The organism is Meridianimaribacter sp. CL38 (genome assembly GCF_004328055.1).
Classification (GTDB): domain Bacteria; phylum Bacteroidota; class Bacteroidia; order Flavobacteriales; family Flavobacteriaceae; genus Gaetbulibacter_B; species Gaetbulibacter_B jejuensis.
The window spans coordinates 930,903-950,172 of sequence record NZ_QKWS01000001.1; the positions used below are offsets into that span (position 1 = coordinate 930,903).

Here is a 19,270-nt window from a genome sequence, read left to right on the forward strand (position 1 = left end):
CTAATATGCTTTTCGTTTGAATTTATTTGACCTTTCATTACAACTCAACGGTTATCCTATTAAAAAGGCAAGAGCTGTTTTAAAAGCTGTTCAACAACAAAATGATAACGAATTTAAGGCTTACATTGAACAAGAAAAACGAAACATTGTTAGCTATCATTTAAAGCATAATCCCTTTTACAAGAATTTATCCAAAACCACAACCATTGAAGACTGGAATTCAATTCCTGTAATGACTAAAAGTGATTTGCAGCAACCCTTGGAGCAAAGACTCTCAAAAGGTTTTAGTAAAGGTAATGTATACATTAATAAAACTTCTGGTTCTTCTGGAGACCCTTTTGTGTTTGCTAAAGATAAATTCTCACATGCATTAACATGGGCTGTTATTCAAAATCGATTTGGATGGTTTGGTTTAGACTTCAACAAGTCCAAGCAAGCGCGTTTTTATGGTATTCCATTAGATAAAAAAGGGTATTATAAAGAACGATTTAAAGACTGGTTAGGACATCGTTATCGGTTTTCGGTTTTTGATTTAAGTGATGATGCTTTTGAAAACTGCCTTAAAAAATTTAAAACATCCTCCTTTGATTACATTAACGGTTACACGAGTTCAATAGTTCAGTTTGCAAAGTTTTTAGAGCGAAAACAATTGGTTTTAACTACAGTTTGTCCAAGTTTAAAAGCTTGTCTTGTAACTTCTGAAATGCTTTTTGAAGATGACAAAACACTTATGGAAACGCAGTTTGGTGTTCCTGTAATTAACGAATATGGTGCCTCTGAATTAGATTTAATTGCTTTTGAAAATAAAAACAACCAATGGCAGGTTAATAGCGAAACCTTGTTTGTTGAAATTTTAGATGAAGAAAACAACATATTACCAAACGGAAATGAAGGCAGAATAGTCATTACCTCATTATACAACAAAGCGCATCCTTTTATTCGCTATGATATTGGAGATATTGGCATCCTTTCAAAAGAAAGCACAGCTAAAACACCTATTTTAAAACAACTTATTGGAAGAACCAATGACATTGCGATTTTACCAAGTGGTAAAAAAGCTGCTGGATTAACTTTTTACTACATCACCAAAAGTATTATTGAAGATGATGGCAATGTAAAAGAATTTATTATTGAGCAATTACAGCATGATACTTTTAAAGTTATTTACGTAAGTAAAACGATTTTATCGGCTAAAAAAGAAGCGATAATTAAAGCAGAAATGGAGACTTATCTTGAAAAAGGGCTTCATATTATTTTTGAACGACAAGACGTTTTAAACCGCACAAAAAGTGGTAAATTGAAACAGTTTTCGTCATTTGTAAAACATAACACATGAACATTACCATAGTTGCTGGAGCACGTCCAAATTTTATGAAAATAGCACCAATAATTGAGGCTATCAAACAAAAGAAAAACAAAGGTTTTAATATAAACTTTCGGTTAGTGCATACAGGTCAACATTACGATAAAAATTTAAGCGATACGTTTTTTGAAGAGTTAAACATCCCTTTTCCTGATGTTAATCTAGAGGTAAAAAGTGGCTCACAGGCTGAACAAACTGCAGGAATAATGATTGGTTTTGAAAAAGAACTAGCACAACACCCTTGTGACCTCGTAATAGTTGTTGGCGATGTTACCTCAACAATGGCTTGTACTATTGTTGCCAAAAAAGCTGGCATTGATGTTGCGCATGTTGAAGCTGGAATTCGATCGGGTGATATGACAATGCCTGAAGAAATAAATAGAATAGTAACTGATAGTTTAACCGATTATTTTTTCACAACCTCAACAAGAGCTAATGACAATCTTAAAAATTTAGGTGTAAAAAATGAACATATTTATTTTGTAGGCAATGTGATGATTGATACGCTTAGAAAAAACGAATCACGCTTAAAGCAACCCAAAATTTGGAACGAACTAGGTTTAAAAAACCAACAATACCTTGTGATAACGCTACATAGACCAAGTAATGTTGATGAAGAGCAACAATTAAAATCAATCATTACCCAAATTGTAACTCTAGGAAAAGACTATCCAATTGTATTTCCTGTTCATCCAAGAACAAAAAAGCTATTGGAAGGTTTGGATTTAAACTTTGAAAACTTGCATTATATAAGTCCTTTAGGGTATTTGGAATTTAATTACTTAGTGAAACATGCTTTGGGAGTATTAACAGATTCTGGAGGAATAACCGAAGAAACTACAGTTATGAATATCCCTTGTATTACGCTTCGCGAAAACACTGAGCGACCTGAAACCTGTGATATTGGAACTAATGTGTTGGTTGGCAATGACCCTGAAAAAATTGAAACTGCGTTTAAATCCTTATTGTCTAACAACTGGAAACAAGGGCAAATTCCTGAACTTTGGGATGGGAATGCAGCACAGCGAATTGCAAATCATATCATTGAAATTTATAATTTATAGTGGCAGATATTCTTATCATAACAAGTTATTTTCCACCTGAGACAGGAGCTGCTTCTAATAGAATTTTTCATTTGGCAAATGGCTTAGAACAGCATCATTTTAATGTTTCGGTAATCACACCTTTACCTAATTATCCTAAAGGAAAAATATTTGACGCGTATAAAGGTAAATTCAGGCATACTTCAACAGAAAACAATATCAAAATTCATCGTTTGTGGATTTATGCAAGCAACTCTAAAAACAAGATTCTACGTTTATTTGCAATGCTATCGTATAGCTTTAGCTTAATCTGGTTTTTTATAAGCAATAAAATCCCAAACAAAGTTATTGTACAGTCTCCTCCTTTACTTGTTGCGTTTACATGTATGTTGTTTTTGCGTCGAAAAAAAAGAAAACTGATATTAAACGTAAGCGATTTATGGCCTATTGCAGGCTTGGAGTTAGGAGCTTTTAAAAAGAATTTTAGTTATAGAATTTTGGAACGAATTGAACATTTCAACTATAAGAAAGCCGATTTAGTTTTAGGCCAAAGCAATGAGATTTTAAAACATGTTATGTCTTTATGTCCTAGTAAAAATGTTTTCCTTTATAGAAATTTTCCTGATTTTAATCCTCCAACAATTGAAGAGGCTGTTTCTAATGAAAAAATAAAAGTGGTTTATGCTGGTTTACTTGGGATAGCCCAAGGTATTTATAAATTATGCGAACAACTAGACTACAGTAATATTGAGTTTCATATTTATGGCGCAGGAGCTGAAAAGGAAAAGATTGAAGCTTTTATTTCAAAAAACCCTAACCTGCCAATAATCTATCATGGAGAAATATCGAGAGAGTTACTTCATAAAGAGCTTTTAAAATACGATTTAACCATTATTCCTTTAGTTAATAGGATTTATGGGTCAGTGCCTTCCAAAATATTTGAATATGCTCGCTTAGGGCTTCCTATGGTTTATTTTGGTGGTGGTGAAGGCGAAACTGTTATAAAAAGCTATAACTTGGGTTGGGCAGCAGAATCTAGTAATTATAAAGATTTAAACTCTATTCTAAACAAGATTAAAAAAGAAGATTTGACAATCACTTCTAAAACAATAATCCAAAAAACGGCATTACAGCATTTTAATTTTAATAAGCAATTAAATGAATTAATAGTTATAGTTTAATATGCTTTTTCTTCACCTTGAATTGCATTCATAAAGGTTTTGAAAATAATTTTAAGGTCTAAGAAAATAGACCAGTTTTCAATATAGAAAATATCATATTTAACTCGTCCTATTATGTCTTTATCTGTTTCTACTTCTCCTCTAAATCCACTTATTTGTGCCAAACCAGTAATACCTGGTTTAACAAAGTGACGAACCATAAATTTGTCAATCTTTTTCGCATACATGTTTGTGTGGCTAACCATGTGAGGTCTTGGTCCAACTACAGACATATCTCCAAATAACACATTAAAAAACTGAGGTAGTTCATCAATACTTGTTTTACGTATTATACGGCCTACCTTTGTTACTCTCATATCATTTTTTGTTGCCTGTTGTAAGTGAGCATCCTTATTAGGCATCATAGATCTAAATTTATAACAATCAAATTCTTTGTAATTAAACCCATTACGAGATTGCTTAAAAAACACAGGTCCTTTAGACTCTAGTTTAATAAGTAGTGCTATAATTGGTGTTAACCAAGAAAGAACGAATATTATCACCATACTTGAGAAAACAATATCAAACACTCGCTTTACTACCATATTTATTGAATCTTCTAGAGGAATGTTTCTAAGAGACAAAATTGGTATATAATCATAATAATCGTATTTAAGCTTTTTAGAATAAATCTCTTTATTATCTGGCAAAAACTTAAGTATTTTTAAGTTATTGTCTGCAAAATCAATAACTTCTCCTATTTGGTTGTTAGTTAATTCTGATATTGAACAGTATATTTCATCAATACCTTCATCAAGAATGAAACTGAAGCATTTTTCTAAGTTTATTTCTTTTTTCTCCTTAAATGAAAATGTCTTTTTATGAATGTATCCGTATTCAGGATTTTTATTGAAAAAATTCTCTAAAGCTAGGGTCTTTTTATTAGCTCCAAAGATTACTGTTTTTCTATAATTACCTCCAAAAGCTGTACGATATTTTTGAAGCAAATAATAAACCGTAAACTTAAAAATAGTTATAAGAGAAAAAACAGAAAAGACGTAGTTAATTACAACTTTAGGGTTAACTCCTACATCATTGCTATACCCAAAATAGGCAAAAACAATTAATAAAAATAATATTAATTGTCTAATTATCATTGATACCATTGTAACCTCTCTAGTGTACCTATATACATTATAAAATTTTGATGAAATAGATAATATAACCCAGGAGACAGAAATTATAATAGTAAAATGCTGATAAGCAATGAATGCTTTGAAAAAATACAATATTGCCAAACCATTAATTATACTCAAATCAATTAAGTAAGAAATTGGTCTTAAATACCCTGAATATCTACCTTGCTTAAACGTACTCAAATTATCGTTTTATGTGTTTAGAAAAGTCTTTATGTTCACTTTTGTACAGTTCCTCTTCTGTAAGGCCTTTAAAATAATTAAATGTTAACTTCATCCCTTCATTCCTATCTACTTTTGGCTTCCAATTTAGTATTTTCTTTGCTAAATCTATATTAGGTTGTCTTTGTAGTGGATCATCTTGAGGCAATGGTTTATAAACTATTTTTTGATTTGTTCCTGTGAGTTTTATTATCTCCTCTGCAAAATCTTTAATTGAAATTTCATTAGGATTACCAATATTTACTGGATACACATAGTCGCTAAACAATAGCTTGTAAATTCCTTCTACTTGGTCGGATACATAACAAAACGAACGTGTTTGAGAGCCATCTCCAAAAACCGTTAAGTCTTCACCTCTTAACGCTTGTCCTATAAAAGCAGGTATTACCCTTCCGTCATTTAATCGCATTCTTGGTCCATAGGTATTAAATATCCTCACAATGCGCGTTTCTAAACCGTGAAATCTATGATATGCCATTGTTATAGATTCTTGAAAGCGTTTTGCTTCATCATAAACACCTCTTGGGCCTATTGTGTTAACGTTGCCGTAATAACCTTCAGATTGGGGATGTACCAATGGGTCTCCATAGACTTCAGAAGTTGATGCAATTAATATTCTTGCATTTTTAGCTTTAGCTAATCCAAGAAGGTTATGTGTTCCTAAAGAACCGACTTTTAGAGTTTGTATTGGAATTTTTAAATAATCTATTGGGCTTGCTGGTGATGCAAAATGAAGAATATAATCTAACTCACCTGACACATGTACAAACTTAGAAACATCATGATGATAAAACTCAAAATGTTCTAGAGGAAATAAATGCTCTATATTTTTTAAGTCCCCTGTTATAAGATTATCAATTCCTATAACGTGAAATCCTTCGTTTATAAATTTATCACAGAGATGCGAACCAAGAAATCCTGCAGCTCCTGTTATTAATATTCTTTTCATAAATTATTTAACAGTGACTCTACCAATTGAGTTATAGTAAAACCCTTCTCCTTTCATTTCTTGAATATCATATAGATTTCTACCATCAAAAATAACAGGTCTATTCATGTTTTTTTTAAGCTTATTAAAATCTGGTGTTCTAAATATACTCCATTCTGTACAGATAATCAATGCATCTACATCTTTTGTTGCATCATACATGTTATTTGCATAATTTAAAGTGTCTCCAAACTTTCTTTTAATATTAGGCATCGCTTCTGGGTCAAAAACATTAAGCTTTGCTCCTCCAGCAAGAAGTTTTTCCATCATGTAAATAGAAGGTGCTTCTCTAATATCATCGGTTTCTGGCTTAAATGCTAATCCCCAAACAGCAAAAGTTTTACCGTTTATATCATTATTATAGTATGATTCTATCTTAGGTATTAAGATTGTTTTTTGGGTATTGTTAACACTAATAACCGAATTAAGGATATCAAACGTATAATCACTGTCTTTACCTGACTTGTGAAGTGCTTTAACGTCTTTTGGAAAACAAGAGCCACCATAACCTATTCCTGGAAAAAGGAATCGCTTACCAATTCTAGAGTCGGTTCCCATACCACGTCTTACCATATCAACATCTGCACCAACTTTCTCACAGAAATTGGCAATTTCGTTCATAAAAGTAATTTTAGTAGCCAAGAACGAGTTAGCAGCATATTTAGTAAGCTCAGCAGACTTTTCGTCCATTACTATAATTGGGTTACCAGATCTTACAAAAGGTTTATAGAGCTTTTGCATTAAAGCTGTTGCTCTTTCTGAACTTGATCCAATTACAATACGCTCAGGTTTTAAAAAGTCATCAACTGCAAAACCTTCTCTTAAAAACTCTGGGTTTGACACTACATCAAAGTCAACGTTAGTTTCTTTTGCCATAACCTCAGTCACCTTATCAGCTGTACCAACAGGTACTGTACTTTTATCTACTATAACTTTGTACTCTCTTATAAGTTTTCCTATATCTTTTGCTGCACCCAATACATATGAAAGATCTGCAGAACCGTCTTCATCTTCAGGTGTTGGTAATGCTAAAAAGATAATGTCTCCATGCTCAATACCTTCTTCTAGTGAAGTTGAAAACTTAAGTCTTTGGGCCTTTATATTTCGTTCAAAAAGCACGTCCAAATGCGGTTCATAGATTGGAACTATACCTTCTTGCATTTGTTTTACTTTTTCTTCATTTATGTCTATACAAAGAACTTCGTTACCTGTTTCTGCTAAACATGTTCCTGTAACTAAGCCAACGTATCCTGTTCCTATTACTGATATTTTCATTTAATTTAATTCTGGTTTAAATACCATTTTTTTATTGTTTTATCTAAACTACTTGAATAAAAAATCGAATCATCTTGGGTTTCAATTTTTAAAACACTTCGTTTATGAATGCTTAACTTCTGTTTAAGCTTTAGGTCTTTCTTATTAATTATATATATATCTCCATTCCAACTCCCACAAACAAGATTCTCTTTAGAGTTTATAAAAGTGTTAATAAAATTATCACTGATTTTTGTTTGCTCTTCTTTATTGGTTTCAATATTAACTTTTTTGAGTATCCCTGAGTTTGTAGATAAAAATATTGTTTCTCCATCAATAAAAAAATCGGTGATTAACTCATTACCATCATAAATTAATTCATTTTGGTAATTATTTATGTTGTATTTATAAACCTTTCCTTTATCTGTACAGTATAATAGAGCTCCTTCTTCATAAACCATTTTCCTAGAAAATGTATTTAAACTTATCTCTGCTATTTTTAAAAATTTAGGTTTTTTTGAATAATTAACTATGATTATTTTTTCACTTATTAAACTAAGTATGAATAAGTTTAATTCAGGTAAAATAACGGCGTCTATAATTTTTCCTTCATCGTTATAAAAAACACTTTCAAAACGGTCCTTCTTTTTGTCATAAAATCTTACTGAAGACACATTGTTAACTAATTCATTGGACACTGTAATTATAGTATTGGGCTTATTATCTTGTAAAAACTTAAGGCCATATCCTCCAATAAAGTAGTCTTTAGTTGTCTTTGTTTTTATATCTTTTAAATAGGCATTTCTTTTTTTTATGTAAATGATAGAATCTTTTTGTACTATAAAATCTCGAATACCAAAATCTGTCTTTATAACAGTTTCGGACTCTTGTGAGAATGCAATAGTTGCTATTAGTCCAAATAGAAATATTAACTTAAATTTCTTCATTTTCTACTGCAACTAAATAATAATTATACATGAATGAAAAGTAAACAATACCATGATGCCTATCTAATAGGTTTTCAATATAAAACACCAATATTATAATAACTGTCCAACCTAAAAACTCCCTGATTTTTGATTTTTGTGATTTAACATTAACTTTTTTAAACATGTTTATCATAAAAAGAAAAAAGATTGAAACTCCAACTAAGCCGTACTTCATTAAAAAAGAAAGGTACTGATTGTGGCTATTTAAGTCAGAATCTAAGAAATAATATTTACCGCTTAGGTAATGATTATAGTTAAGTAAGTCTTTCTCTGATGATTTTAAATTACCAAAGAAGGGGTTGTTTTCAAAAATCTTAAAGGACTCTTCCCATATTTGTAACCTAAAATCTAAAGCCTTCTCATAATTAACTGATGCTTTAGTATTAAACACTACAAAAACAATAATAATTCCTATTAAAAAAGGAATATGAAATTTTATGTTTTTTTTATTTACTTTAGGTAAGGCTTGGACAACAAACAAAAGCGCAAAAATGACCATAGAAGCCTTACTGTCTAAAGAAAATACAAACCAAAAGAGTAAGCTAATTATTATTAATATAAATAGCTTAGTATTTATTTTTAGTTTATTTTTTGACAATAACTTAATTAACATGAGATTAACTAAGGTTAACAGATAAATTGATAAATAGGTGTGATGAATATCTAAAAATCTTAAAAAAGCATATTTATCAAATGGTATTTTATTTATCACACTCAAAGCAAACACCTCTATAATTGCCACTAGACTCCCAATTAACAATGCATAAAAAGGCAACTTATTTTCCTTTTTGTTTCCCATTATAAAGGGTATGATAAATAATAAAGTAAAATGTGAAAACTGTTTTTCAAAAAAAACGAAAGTGTGCCTTAAATTGGTTTGTATAATTGAGTTTATAATTATATAAACTAAAAAAACAAATCCTATTATTACACTGTGTTTTAAAGCTTTTGAACCATACTTTAGCTCTTTATGATAAATTGACTGAATAATCTTTAAAACAATAGAGGCAATTAACGTAAACGTACTCAAGTTGATTGAAAGGGGTAGCAGAAACATTGATAATGTTAATGCCAAAAAAGAATAGTCTCCTTTTTTGACAACTAGTTTTATTATGTCTAGTGGCTTATTTAACATTATTTATTTATATCGATTTTTTAAAGTATTTTAATTTAAAAACTTCTAAAAGAAAAAGAGGGGTAGAATAAAGGTATCGTTTTGTTAACCTCCAAGCAGTGAAACTTCTATATAGCCATTCCATCTTTAAATTTATAACCCATTGTGGTGCTCTTTTTTTTGTTTCGGCTATAAAATCAAAAACAGCACCTATAGAGCAAATGATGTTAGCATCTATACTTTCTTTATTATCAAAAACCCATTTTTCTTGTTTAGGAGCTGTCATTCCAACGAATAACACATCTGGTTTAAACGCGTTAATTTTTGATACCATTTGTGCGTTATCCTCCTTTGAGAAAACCGGTTTAAATGGTGGCGAATAAAAACCAAACGCTACATTTTTATATTTTTGAGTTTGTTTGTTTTTGATAATGTCTAATGTTTCCTGGCTTGCTCCTAAATAAAAACATTTAAGACCTCTTTTTTCTGATAGATCTAATAAATAGTCATGAATGTCTGCTCCTGCTATCTTTTTAATTTTTTCGCCTTTCAACTTTTTTGCCATCAAAACAACACCTTCTCCATCTGGCAATAAAATATCACTACTTACCAATGCTTTTTTAAACTTTGAATCGTTTTTTGCTACTATATAAGAATGCGCATTTATTGTGTTTACAATAGTCTTTTTGTCCTTTTCAACTGTTAGACTATTAATATCTGACGCATAAATATTATACTCTTTTATTTTAACTGATTTGGGCATTAGCTTGAAGTTAATATGTCTGTTAGTTTTCTTTCAAAGACATCAATAGTGTATTTACTTAAATATTCCTCTCTACAAACCTTATAATTATCAGTAGATTGGTAATTTACTATCATTTTCTTTAAGTCTTCAAAAATAAGTTCTTTATTGCTGATTACACCTATTTTAGCATTAATAATTTTTGAAACCGCACCTGCATTAAAACCTAAAATTGGCAAACCATAAGATAATGCCTCTAGTACAGAAATAGGAAACACTTCTTTTTTATATCTTGAAGGAAAAACAAATATGGTTGCGTTTGAAAACAAAGATTTCTTTTTCTCACCTTGTACTAAACCATGAAATGTAACATATTCTTGCAGGTTATATTCTTTTACATAGTTATTAAAAAACTGCTCATCTTCATTTGTTGCCCAACCTCCTGCAAAGTTAAACTCTATATTGTCTAAACCTGATTCTTTTACTTTTCTTACAGTTTCTAAAATAGTATCATAGCCTTTTTCTTTTATCATATTTGAAAGATACAAAACAGATGCTTTATTACTAGATACTCTTTGAGACACAACATTTAAAAAATCTTCCTTGTTTAAAGTAGTTTCTACACCATTATTTATAAAAACCACATTTTTATAGGTGTTAACCTGCCTTATTTCACTTTTCATTAGTTTAGAGATTAGCAGAATCGTTGTGTTTTTTAAAAGGAAATTAGTTAATTTTTTATTTATGCTAGATTGTGATACAAAACTATCTATTCCCTTTGCGTGATAGTGGTAAAACAAGCTTGTTTTACTCAATTTTCTATAAAATTTAATAGGAACTGAAACCACTAAATCTCTATAAAAAGCAAAACCATAAGGTGATGCTGTGTAATATATTATTTGAGGTCTAAACCATAATAAGCTCCAGCAAATTTTAAAAAACAACTCAATGAAATATAAAATCTTTTTACCATTAAACTTACCAATAACATCGATACTGTCTGAAGATTTTATTTTTATAAATTTAGCATCCAGTTCTTGTCTTATAATTGAGCTATTTAAAATAGAGTCTCCTACTTTTGAAGCACCATGAACTGGTGGCGAATAGTGTAAAATAAAAAGAGCTTTATTCATTTTATTTTAAAGAGTTATAAATGCTTATTACTTTTTTTGCCTTTTTATCCCAAGTATAATTATTAACTATTTCATTATGATTAACCAATCCTATTTTATTTATTAAATCTGAGTTATTATAAAGCTTCTTAAGTTTTGAAGCCATTGAATTAATAATCTCCATTTTACTCATTCTATTATCATACTCCACCAACTGATTTTCTGTTTCTTCTTTCAAAAATTGTTTTGGTCCTCCTGTATTTAATGCTAAAACAGGTAAAAAATTAACCATAGCTTCCAAGATTACAAATCCTGCACTCTCTAAGGTTGGAAACAAGAAAACATTAGCTTTAGAAAAATAATTCATAACTTCTTTTTGCGGAATATTACCTAAAAATTGTACGTTTTTATAAATATTTAAAGTTTTACACTTCTCAATTAATGCATTTTTTTGACTTCCTTCTCCTATTATCGTTAGTATTATTTTTTCTTTCTCATTCTCTGGTATGCTCTTGAGAAATTCAGCAAATACTGAAATAGTGAAATGGAAATTTTTAATATACATTAATCTGCCTACTGATATTATATTAAAAGTTTCTTTAGATATTCTCTTCTTTTTAGCTTGATATATTGCTTCGTCAATTTGTTTTTGGCTCAAGGCTATTGCAGGAAAACTAATGAACTTGTGTTGTAGTTTATGTTTAAGTTTAAGCTTATTTTTTACATTATTATTTATTCCTATTATTTTACTTGACTGCTTTTTACATATCATAAAAAAAGGGTCAAATGTTCTGTAAAAAGTCTGTAAAAAAATCCTTATTTTCTCAATTACCTTTTCTTTTCTTGAATTTAAAAATATTGAATTAACACGGCTATGACTTCCTATAGGCCCCCAAATAAAATGATTGTATTTTGTTTTAAACAACACAAAAAGTGATGGTAGCCAATCATTTACAAAAGTAAGATGATGAATAATATAAAAGCTGTTTTTTTGTTTTCTTAATTTAATGTATGCCCCTAACATCCATAAATAATAATAAATTCTTAGCAGATTAAACCTTTCTTTTAATCTTATAAAAATTTGAGGAAGTTCGTAGTAAAAAAACTCTAAATTATCAGGGATAGTTTCTTTTTCTATATACGTTTTATAATAACTCCTTGTAGCTACTAAGTATTTGTATTGAGAGTTATTTGCTAGCTCAGAAACCATGTTCCATCCAACTCCAGGTTCAGAGCCCCTGTGAGGTTGACAGGCATATGCACATATTAGAATTTTACTTTTATTTTGCATTGCTTAATTGTTATGCCAAAGAGATAAATCTTTATTTAATAGCTTTTCAAGCTTGACAATATCTTCTACAAAATAAGGTTTTAATAATTTTATGTCTTCTTGTGAAATTGCAACTGGTTCTATGTTTACTTGAGACACTTTTTGCTTTAAACCTCTTGGTATAAGCTTTTTTATAAACATCACTAAAGGTGATTTGTTTAAGATTATCTTTTGTAGAAAGGGTGATTTAGCGTTTCCAGATTTATTATGAACTTTATCTCCTTTTAAGTCTTGGTCTTCTAAACCTAAAAAAGCAAGTATTTCTTTTAGCTCTTTTTGAGGGTCTTTAATAAACTCTTCAAAAATTATAATTTTTAAATTCTCTTTATCAATATTGTCTTTATAAAACTTTACTTGATTGTAGTATTTAGATATCTCAGTATATTGCCAAACCCATTCCCAATTATTTTTTTGCCTATCTTTTTGAGCGCTAATAGCCTGATTTAAAGGAAGCGTTTCTCTTAGGTCTCTCTTAAGGTGAGAATACATAGAAAAAGCACTTTTAACTGGGTTTCTTAAAAGAATTATAATCTTAGGCTGTTCATCTTTATACAAGTCATTAATGCTGCTAATTGTTTCTTTATAATAGTAAAGATAATCTACGGAAGCATCACACAAAAACTGACCTGCTTTTGCTTTTTTAAATAAGTCTGAATACTCTTTTAATGAAGTGGTCATTTCAATATTTACAACATGATCTCCTGGACCATTAAAGTTTGGCGTCATCTTTGAAAGGTATCTGCACTCTTTAACCTTTGGTATAAAAATATTAGAATGTTTAGAGAGGTATTGACTTAAAGATGTTGTACCACATTTTGCTCCACCAACTATTAAAAAATCTGGTATATTATAGTTGCTATTTTCTTTTTTAATAATCATTGTTCTTTCTAGATAATTTAAAATAAACTTCTACCAAAATTCTGAATACTAATGCAAAAGACCTACTAGCAAAATTCATACCTGCATTTTTTCTTGCGATATAATTTTCAGATAAAATCTTCTTGAATTTTAAATTTCCACTAATTCCTCCTAATCTAAAATTAGATAAAACTTGAGGTATATAATGAAACTTATTTTTATTGTCTAAGTAATTTGTTAAAGTAAATTGGTAATCAGAAACAGACCTTAATTGGGTATTATATTGATAATGTTTATAAATATCTTTATGTACAAACATAGTTGGATGATTTAAAACCATACCATAATATTTGATCAAAAAAGGATTGTTTTTAGCTTTTTTTAATTTTATATCTCCGTTTAATTTAATACAGTTTTTATCACCATGAAATATTTTTTTCTCTTTGTTTTTTATGTATGCATTTACTACTTGCTCAACTGTATTGTTTTCATACCAATCATCACTATTTACTATTCCTATTAGTTCCCCAGAGGCCATTTTGATTCCTTTATTCATAGCATCATACAAGCCATTGTCTGGTTCACTTACCCATTTTGAAATAGTTTTTTCATTGTCATTTATTATATCAATTGTTTTGTCAGTAGAGCCTCCATCAATAATTATGTACTCAACGTTTTTGTAAGTTTGCTTTTTTATACTGTTTATGGTTTGTTGTAGGTAAGCTTCACCATTATATACTACAGTTATAATACTAATTTTAGGAGTTTCTATCATTTTAATAAATTATTAATTTCCTCATCATTCATTTCTCTGTTTTTTTTATTTAACACAGTGCCTATTGCCATCCATAAAAAAATAAAAATTGGAGTAAATCTTGGCCTAAATGAAATTATACTTAAAATGGTTATAATTAATATGAAAACCCCTAATCTTCTTGTGAATTTATTTTTTGACTTGAAAATACCTAAATAAACACCATACAACATAAAATATAAGTGTAAGAAAAACATAATAAAACCTCCTTTTAATATCATTTGAAGGTAACCTACTTCAATTGTAATTCTCTCCGGTTCATCTCCTTTCCAGCCTGTATTACCTTTCAGATGATAATATCTTGTTGTTCTTTCAAAAAAATCACTGTAGTATGTACCGAGAGAACCTCTTCCATAATAATATTCATTTTTATTAAGCTCTGTAAAAAGTTCTGTAAATAAAAAGGTTCTAGAGTCCTGATATTCCACGAGTAAGTTAACTGTATCCGCAAAATAGGCATAACCCATTAAAAAAATAACTAAAAGAACTAAAACATAAATAATAATAACCTGCCAGAAAAGTAATTTTCTTAAATTAACTTGGCTTGCTTTATCTATTAGAACAAAAGTTATGGATAATGCAAAGAAAATATAATCTACTCGGTGGCTTGTAGCATCAGTTATAAACAAATATGCTATAGTCGCTAAAAAAAAAAGTGTTTTATTTAATATATTCGACCTATAGAAAAAAACTATAAAAGCTAAATTAACAGGTCTTAATAGCCATGACCATTGAGGATATTTGAATGGGAATATAAAGCTTAAAAAAAAGAAGAAAACCATTAAACCCAACATAAAACTTATTGCTTTATATGCCTTGGACCAATTACTTAAATTTACTCCTATAATTAAAAAAAGTGGCGTTAACCATGCTGGTGCCATGTAGATGTTTCCTAAATTAGTAATCCAATCCTGTAAGTTCAACGAAAAACCTCTGATAATAGTTATAACACACCAGAGAATTAATAAAAAATATATAACTCTGGGTGTTCTATTTATTTGTTTGAGCTTTTTTATGTTCTTAGCACTAAAATAAATAAGTAAGGCCAAAGAAGACAACAAGAGGCATGATATAGCAATTTTTGAAAAACTAATTCCTTGAGGTTTTAAGAGCACATAAAAGAATACATAAAACAAGTTAAGGTAAAGAATTACCTTAACAATACTTGCATTTGCTCTAAACGTATTCTTCAAAATTAATTAATACTTTTATATAGTTGTATATATTTTTTAGCTACTATAGTAGTATCAAAATTTTTTAAAACCTTTGCCCTAGATTTATTTTTTAACCCTAAGTAGTTTTCATTATTTAAAACCCACTCTATGCCCTTGGCTAAATCATTAGTATCAAGAGGTTTTGCTAAGTATCCATTTTCTTTATGGTCTATTAAATCGCTGTTCCCTCCTATATCAAACCCAACGACAGGTGTTCCACAAGACAGACTTTCCATAATAACATTAGATAAATTTTCTTCTAAACTAGGAACGATCATGACGTCAGCTGCATTATAAATTGCTGTTAAACTAGCATCATCATATAGTCTCCCTAAATAATGAGATTTGAAACCTAAGTTTTCAGGGTTTTGGGGCTTAGAACTACCGTATATTAAAAGCTCAACACATTCTTTATTTATACTTTTTAATGCTTTCTTTAGTTGATCAAACCCTTTTCTTTTGTCGCTAGTGGCAGACATCGCTCCAAAAAGAATCAATTTTTTATCATTCGGCAAATTAAATAATTTCCTTGCATGTTTTTGCTCTACTTGTTTGAATAAATTTGTATCTATTGGGTTTGGTAAATTAACCACCCTTTTATCCCTAAATAGAGTACTAGATTTTGCACAAGATTCGAGCCACTTACTTAAACCTATAATTGTTAAATTTGTTTTGGCGAAAGTTTTTTTCTTTCTATTAAAAATTTTACGACTTAAGTCATTTTCTTTATTTGACTTTAAAATAATACATTTCCCACAGTTTTCTTTATATCGTTCGCATTCTTTTGAATAATGACACCCACCCGTAAATGCCCACATATCATGTAAGGACCAAACAATAGGTGCTTTTATCTTTGAAAAGTCTTCTATTTTTAACATTCCTGCATTAATCCAATGTAAATGAACAATATCAGCATTTATTTCATTAATTGCTTTTACAATTCTAAATGACGGTGAAAATGACGGTGAAAATAAATCATGTTCTTTATATTTAAGTAATGGGTATGGATTTATTATAGACTGTGCTTTAGCTGTAAATTTACCAATCTTTGAAGTAGGAGAAATAACTGTATAGTCATCACTTTTTTTTGTTTTAACTAACATTGTAGAGCTAACCCCTTCTTTAAGGAGCGAATTATGAAGTCTATAAGATGCTCTAGCAGCACCACCTTCTATATCACTAAAATTTACAATCAATATTTTCATTATCTTACACTCAAATCTTGCTTTTATGGCTTGTATCACTAAAACTATAGCCAAAGAGTAAAATATCTTTTTTATAAACTTCTTCTACAATCTTTTGCGTTTTTGAAGAATAATATGTTCTATAATCTTTTTCCCTTTTAGATTTATTTTCGTGTGTAAGAAGAATATCCTTATTCAACACCTCATTAATTTCTTTAACACTATTGTTAAATTCTTCTATTTTATATATTTTGTCTACTGCAACTTTTGAGTTTATTGTGATAAACTCATATTGAGGAATAAAATGTATCCCTTTATATATATTATCTTCATTAACCCAATTTAGGACAAAATCTTCAAAATCCTTATATTTTGATAGGTGCATTTCATACCACTCTGCATCTTCTTTATGAAACCCTCCTGCTTTTAAAAAGAAGTAGGCTGAAACTAATCTATCCCATGGATTTCTTGCAAATGTGAATTTAAAATATTTTTTAAATTCTTTTTGGTTGAAAATGTATAAATACTTGTAAATTGGTCTATGCCCATAACCTAAATTTCCAAAAAGATTTAATGCCAATGAAACCCCTCCTGCTTTAGGGATATGAATAAAAATACATTCATTATCATCAAAACCTTTTAATGAATACTTTTCTTTTCCCTTTACTATTATTTTTCTTTCTTCTTGCTTCTTGTTAAACTCTTTACTTCTAAAAAACCTATATAGATTATATATTAGTGAATGAGGGAGTTTTAAAAATATTTTTTCGAAAAAACTTAACTTGCCCATATCCCTTTAGCTTTGTTATTTATTATTTTATAATATTGCATTGGTCTTAATACAGCTGCATAAGACATAGAAACACAAGTAGCAATTATAACTCCTGTTGTTCCCATATTAAAAAAGTTTGCGAATAATATACTCAACGGTATGTTTATAATCATAGATGTGATTGCAGTAATTAATTGAATCTTAATTTTCCCTACACCATTAATAAATTGAGTAAAAACCATGTTAAACGTAAACAACAAAACAAATAAAGCCATTGAAATAGAAAGAGATAATGGTACAATAACTTTTTCTCCAATCCAAATATTATAAAACCAATCTTCCAATATCAACATTATAATTAGCAGTATTGGTACAATAAACCAAATTTTTAAAATATTTTTTACAGATTTCTTTATCCATTCGAAATCTTTTAGGGTAAATGCTTGAGTAAATGAAGACCAGTAAGGAGCTACAATCATTGTGTATAGCATGGTAAGTATAGAAAAGTATTTAAAAGCGATGTTGTAAGGGACTACTTCTTCAGGACTAAATAACTGACTAATGATAAAATTATCAGTAGAAAACAAAATTATTGCTGCAACTTGTATAATGAAAAAATTAACTCCTATACCCATTACATCTTTTAAATATTTTTTATTAAAATACTTAAATGATGGTTTTATTGCTTTGTACTTATTTGAAAAAGCAAATACATTGAATATTAATAAAACAACTACAGGTATGCATGAAAACAAAGTGCCAAAAACAAGTAAAGAACTATTATCTGTTTTGGTGAGCTGCCAGACAATAAACAATAATATCGCTTGTGTGATAAACTGAATTTTAACTTGAACTGAATGATTTTGATCAGCTAAATATATGCTGACTATGAGTTTTACAATTAATTGAATACAAAAAAACCCAACAACAATAGGCATTAAAAAACTAAGGTCACTTCTTAACTTAGAGCTAGAATTAAAAAACAATGTCCAATCAATAAAATTATTAATGGCAAAAAAAACAATAAAAAGAAATGAACTCAATATGAATATTGAATAATATGCAGAGCTAATATATCCTTTCACTAACTCTAAATTATTGTTCGCTTTTGCTTCTGCAAACTTATTTCTTAATCCGTTACCCAATCCAATATCCAAAAAAGAAAGCCAAGAGATAAAAGATGTAATTGTTAGCCATACCCCATAGTTTTCAGTATCGAGATACTCAATTGTTAATGGAACTAATAAAAAATTAGATAAAACAGCTCCTCCTTTGTATAAAAAAGAAATTAGTAAATGCTTTATTATGTTTTTTGTTCGAGAGCTTTTTACTCCTACTTTTTCTAAAAGTTTAACAATATTATGTTTCAATTATTGAAAAAGTTTATTTATAATTTTTTTTCTTAAAAACATTGTTGGGTTATATTTCCCATCTATTCTTTTTGTATTAATAATGCCTGTTTCAGGATTATATTCTATAAATTTATTAAAAGTAAAGTAATCATTTAATTCATCAGGAGAAATCAAATACTCAACATTATTGGTATGTATTTTAATTAATTTAACTGTAATGGCTTTCTCGTTTTCTCTCCCTAAAATCAACCCTAAGCTAACATCAGGTTTAATTTCATCTGGCACTTCAAATTTTATAACCTTTTGATTTTCATTACTGTTCATTTTATGAGTTATGATAAAATTCATAAACTGACTGTTATTTAAAAAAACATCATTTGAAAATAAAATAAAATCATCTGGTTTAGTCGTTTTAAAATCTATTTCAAATACGAGTCTATTCTTTTTTTCTATTTTTTGCTCTAGTTTATTATTTTGTTGCTTAGCTTTTTCGGCTACATTTTCTTCATTTTTACACGAAAAAAAGGTAATTACTAATAATACTAATGTTAATTTTTTCATTA

The 19,270-nt window shown here is 29.0% G+C and carries 18 protein-coding genes; 3 read left to right on the forward strand and 15 right to left on the reverse strand.

The genetic code is table 11. The features are described from left to right. Window positions 1-16 precede the first annotated feature (16 nt). Genes DMZ43_RS04260 through DMZ43_RS04270 form a run of 3 tightly spaced genes read left to right on the forward strand, consistent with a single transcriptional unit; the run spans window position 17 to window position 3,587 of the window. A complete protein-coding gene (locus DMZ43_RS04260; protein WP_131506354.1) occupies window positions 17-1,336 on the forward strand; it encodes a phenylacetate--CoA ligase family protein in 1,320 nt (439 codons plus the stop codon). Beyond that, on the forward strand, window positions 1,333-2,427 hold the full coding sequence (gene wecB / locus DMZ43_RS04265) for a non-hydrolyzing UDP-N-acetylglucosamine 2-epimerase (RefSeq protein WP_131506355.1): 1,095 nt from the start codon (window positions 1,333-1,335) through the stop codon (window positions 2,425-2,427). The genes DMZ43_RS04260 and wecB overlap by 4 nt, the downstream gene beginning before the upstream one ends. Beyond that, complete coding sequence (locus DMZ43_RS04270) at window positions 2,427-3,587, forward strand: glycosyltransferase family 4 protein (protein WP_187347842.1); 1,161 nt, start codon at window positions 2,427-2,429, stop codon at window positions 3,585-3,587. The genes wecB and DMZ43_RS04270 overlap by 1 nt, the downstream gene beginning before the upstream one ends. Here the strand turns inward: DMZ43_RS04270 and DMZ43_RS04275 are convergent. The 15 genes from DMZ43_RS04275 to DMZ43_RS04345 form a co-directional block, all read right to left on the reverse strand. Then, entirely contained in the window at window positions 3,584-4,945 is a 1,362-nt protein-coding gene (locus DMZ43_RS04275; protein WP_131506356.1) for an undecaprenyl-phosphate glucose phosphotransferase, read from the reverse strand. The genes DMZ43_RS04270 and DMZ43_RS04275 overlap by 4 nt on opposite strands. Window position 4,946: 1 nt before the next feature. Beyond that, the gene (locus tag DMZ43_RS04280; protein WP_131506357.1) at window positions 4,947-5,933 is read right to left on the reverse strand and encodes a UDP-glucuronic acid decarboxylase family protein; all 987 of its coding nucleotides are present in this window, start codon (window positions 5,931-5,933) and stop codon (window positions 4,947-4,949) included. 3 nt (window positions 5,934-5,936) lie between these two features. Continuing rightward, window positions 5,937-7,247, reverse strand: a complete 1,311-nt coding sequence (locus DMZ43_RS04285; RefSeq protein ID WP_131506358.1) for a UDP-glucose/GDP-mannose dehydrogenase family protein — start codon at window positions 7,245-7,247, stop codon at window positions 5,937-5,939. A gap of 5 nt (window positions 7,248-7,252) precedes the next feature. After that, on the reverse strand, window positions 7,253-8,173 hold the full coding sequence (locus tag DMZ43_RS04290; protein WP_131506359.1) for a hypothetical protein: 921 nt from the start codon (window positions 8,171-8,173) through the stop codon (window positions 7,253-7,255). Next, window positions 8,160-8,990, reverse strand: coding sequence for an O-antigen ligase (locus DMZ43_RS04295; RefSeq protein ID WP_161566731.1), 831 nt, complete (start codon window positions 8,988-8,990; stop codon window positions 8,160-8,162). Before DMZ43_RS04295 ends, DMZ43_RS04290 begins: the two co-directional genes overlap by 14 nt. A 367-nt stretch (window positions 8,991-9,357) precedes the next feature. Beyond that, window positions 9,358-10,092 carry a WecB/TagA/CpsF family glycosyltransferase gene (locus tag DMZ43_RS04300; RefSeq protein WP_131506361.1) on the reverse strand — a complete coding sequence of 245 codons (735 nt, stop codon included), beginning with the start codon at window positions 10,090-10,092 and terminating at the stop codon, window positions 9,358-9,360. After that, entirely contained in the window at window positions 10,092-11,204 is a 1,113-nt protein-coding gene (locus DMZ43_RS04305) for a glycosyltransferase family 4 protein (protein WP_131506362.1), read from the reverse strand. Before DMZ43_RS04305 ends, DMZ43_RS04300 begins: the two co-directional genes overlap by 1 nt. 1 nt (window position 11,205) lies before the next feature. After that, a complete protein-coding gene (locus DMZ43_RS04310) occupies window positions 11,206-12,474 on the reverse strand; it encodes a glycosyltransferase family 4 protein (RefSeq protein ID WP_131506363.1) in 1,269 nt (422 codons plus the stop codon). A gap of 3 nt (window positions 12,475-12,477) precedes the next feature. After that, a complete protein-coding gene (locus tag DMZ43_RS04315) occupies window positions 12,478-13,392 on the reverse strand; it encodes a sulfotransferase (RefSeq protein ID WP_131506364.1) in 915 nt (304 codons plus the stop codon). After that, window positions 13,382-14,146, reverse strand: a complete 765-nt coding sequence (locus tag DMZ43_RS04320; protein ID WP_131506365.1) for a glycosyltransferase family 2 protein — start codon at window positions 14,144-14,146, stop codon at window positions 13,382-13,384. Before DMZ43_RS04320 ends, DMZ43_RS04315 begins: the two co-directional genes overlap by 11 nt. Further along, complete coding sequence (locus DMZ43_RS04325) at window positions 14,143-15,066, reverse strand: hypothetical protein (protein WP_131506366.1); 924 nt, start codon at window positions 15,064-15,066, stop codon at window positions 14,143-14,145. The genes DMZ43_RS04320 and DMZ43_RS04325 overlap by 4 nt, the downstream gene beginning before the upstream one ends. Window positions 15,067-15,380: 314 nt before the next feature. Beyond that, entirely contained in the window at window positions 15,381-16,658 is a 1,278-nt protein-coding gene (locus DMZ43_RS04330) for a glycosyltransferase family 4 protein (protein ID WP_208325348.1), read from the reverse strand. Beyond that, window positions 16,615-17,373, reverse strand: coding sequence for a sulfotransferase family 2 domain-containing protein (locus DMZ43_RS04335; protein WP_131506368.1), 759 nt, complete (start codon window positions 17,371-17,373; stop codon window positions 16,615-16,617). The genes DMZ43_RS04330 and DMZ43_RS04335 overlap by 44 nt, the downstream gene beginning before the upstream one ends. Next, window positions 17,361-18,725: a lipopolysaccharide biosynthesis protein gene (locus DMZ43_RS04340; protein WP_131506369.1), complete on the reverse strand. Its 1,365-nt coding sequence runs from the start codon at window positions 18,723-18,725 to the stop codon at window positions 17,361-17,363. The genes DMZ43_RS04335 and DMZ43_RS04340 overlap by 13 nt, the downstream gene beginning before the upstream one ends. Beyond that, window positions 18,726-19,268, reverse strand: a complete 543-nt coding sequence (locus tag DMZ43_RS04345; protein WP_131506370.1) for a hypothetical protein — start codon at window positions 19,266-19,268, stop codon at window positions 18,726-18,728. Window positions 19,269-19,270: the final 2 nt, after the last annotated feature.

What these genes read in the sequence shown, in the direction of transcription:
- wecB (WP_131506355.1), top strand. Translation starts at nt 1,333, where the DNA reads ATGAACATTACCATAGTTGCTGGAGCACGTCCAAATTTTATGAAAATA.
- DMZ43_RS04280 (WP_131506357.1), bottom strand. Translation starts at nt 5,933, where the DNA reads ATGAAAAGAATATTAATAACAGGAGCTGCAGGATTTCTTGGTTCGCAT.
- DMZ43_RS04285 (WP_131506358.1), bottom strand. Translation starts at nt 7,247, where the DNA reads ATGAAAATATCAGTAATAGGAACAGGATACGTTGGCTTAGTTACAGGA.
- DMZ43_RS04290 (WP_131506359.1), bottom strand. Translation starts at nt 8,173, where the DNA reads ATGAAGAAATTTAAGTTAATATTTCTATTTGGACTAATAGCAACTATT.
- DMZ43_RS04300 (WP_131506361.1), bottom strand. Translation starts at nt 10,092, where the DNA reads ATGCCCAAATCAGTTAAAATAAAAGAGTATAATATTTATGCGTCAGAT.
- DMZ43_RS04305 (WP_131506362.1), bottom strand. Translation starts at nt 11,204, where the DNA reads ATGAATAAAGCTCTTTTTATTTTACACTATTCGCCACCAGTTCATGGT.
- DMZ43_RS04310 (WP_131506363.1), bottom strand. Translation starts at nt 12,474, where the DNA reads ATGCAAAATAAAAGTAAAATTCTAATATGTGCATATGCCTGTCAACCT.
- DMZ43_RS04315 (WP_131506364.1), bottom strand. Translation starts at nt 13,392, where the DNA reads ATGATTATTAAAAAAGAAAATAGCAACTATAATATACCAGATTTTTTA.
- DMZ43_RS04320 (WP_131506365.1), bottom strand. Translation starts at nt 14,146, where the DNA reads ATGATAGAAACTCCTAAAATTAGTATTATAACTGTAGTATATAATGGT.
- DMZ43_RS04325 (WP_131506366.1), bottom strand. Translation starts at nt 15,066, where the DNA reads ATGGCACCAGCATGGTTAACGCCACTTTTTTTAATTATAGGAGTAAAT.
- DMZ43_RS04335 (WP_131506368.1), bottom strand. Translation starts at nt 17,373, where the DNA reads ATGGGCAAGTTAAGTTTTTTCGAAAAAATATTTTTAAAACTCCCTCAT.
- DMZ43_RS04345 (WP_131506370.1), bottom strand. Translation starts at nt 19,268, where the DNA reads ATGAAAAAATTAACATTAGTATTATTAGTAATTACCTTTTTTTCGTGT.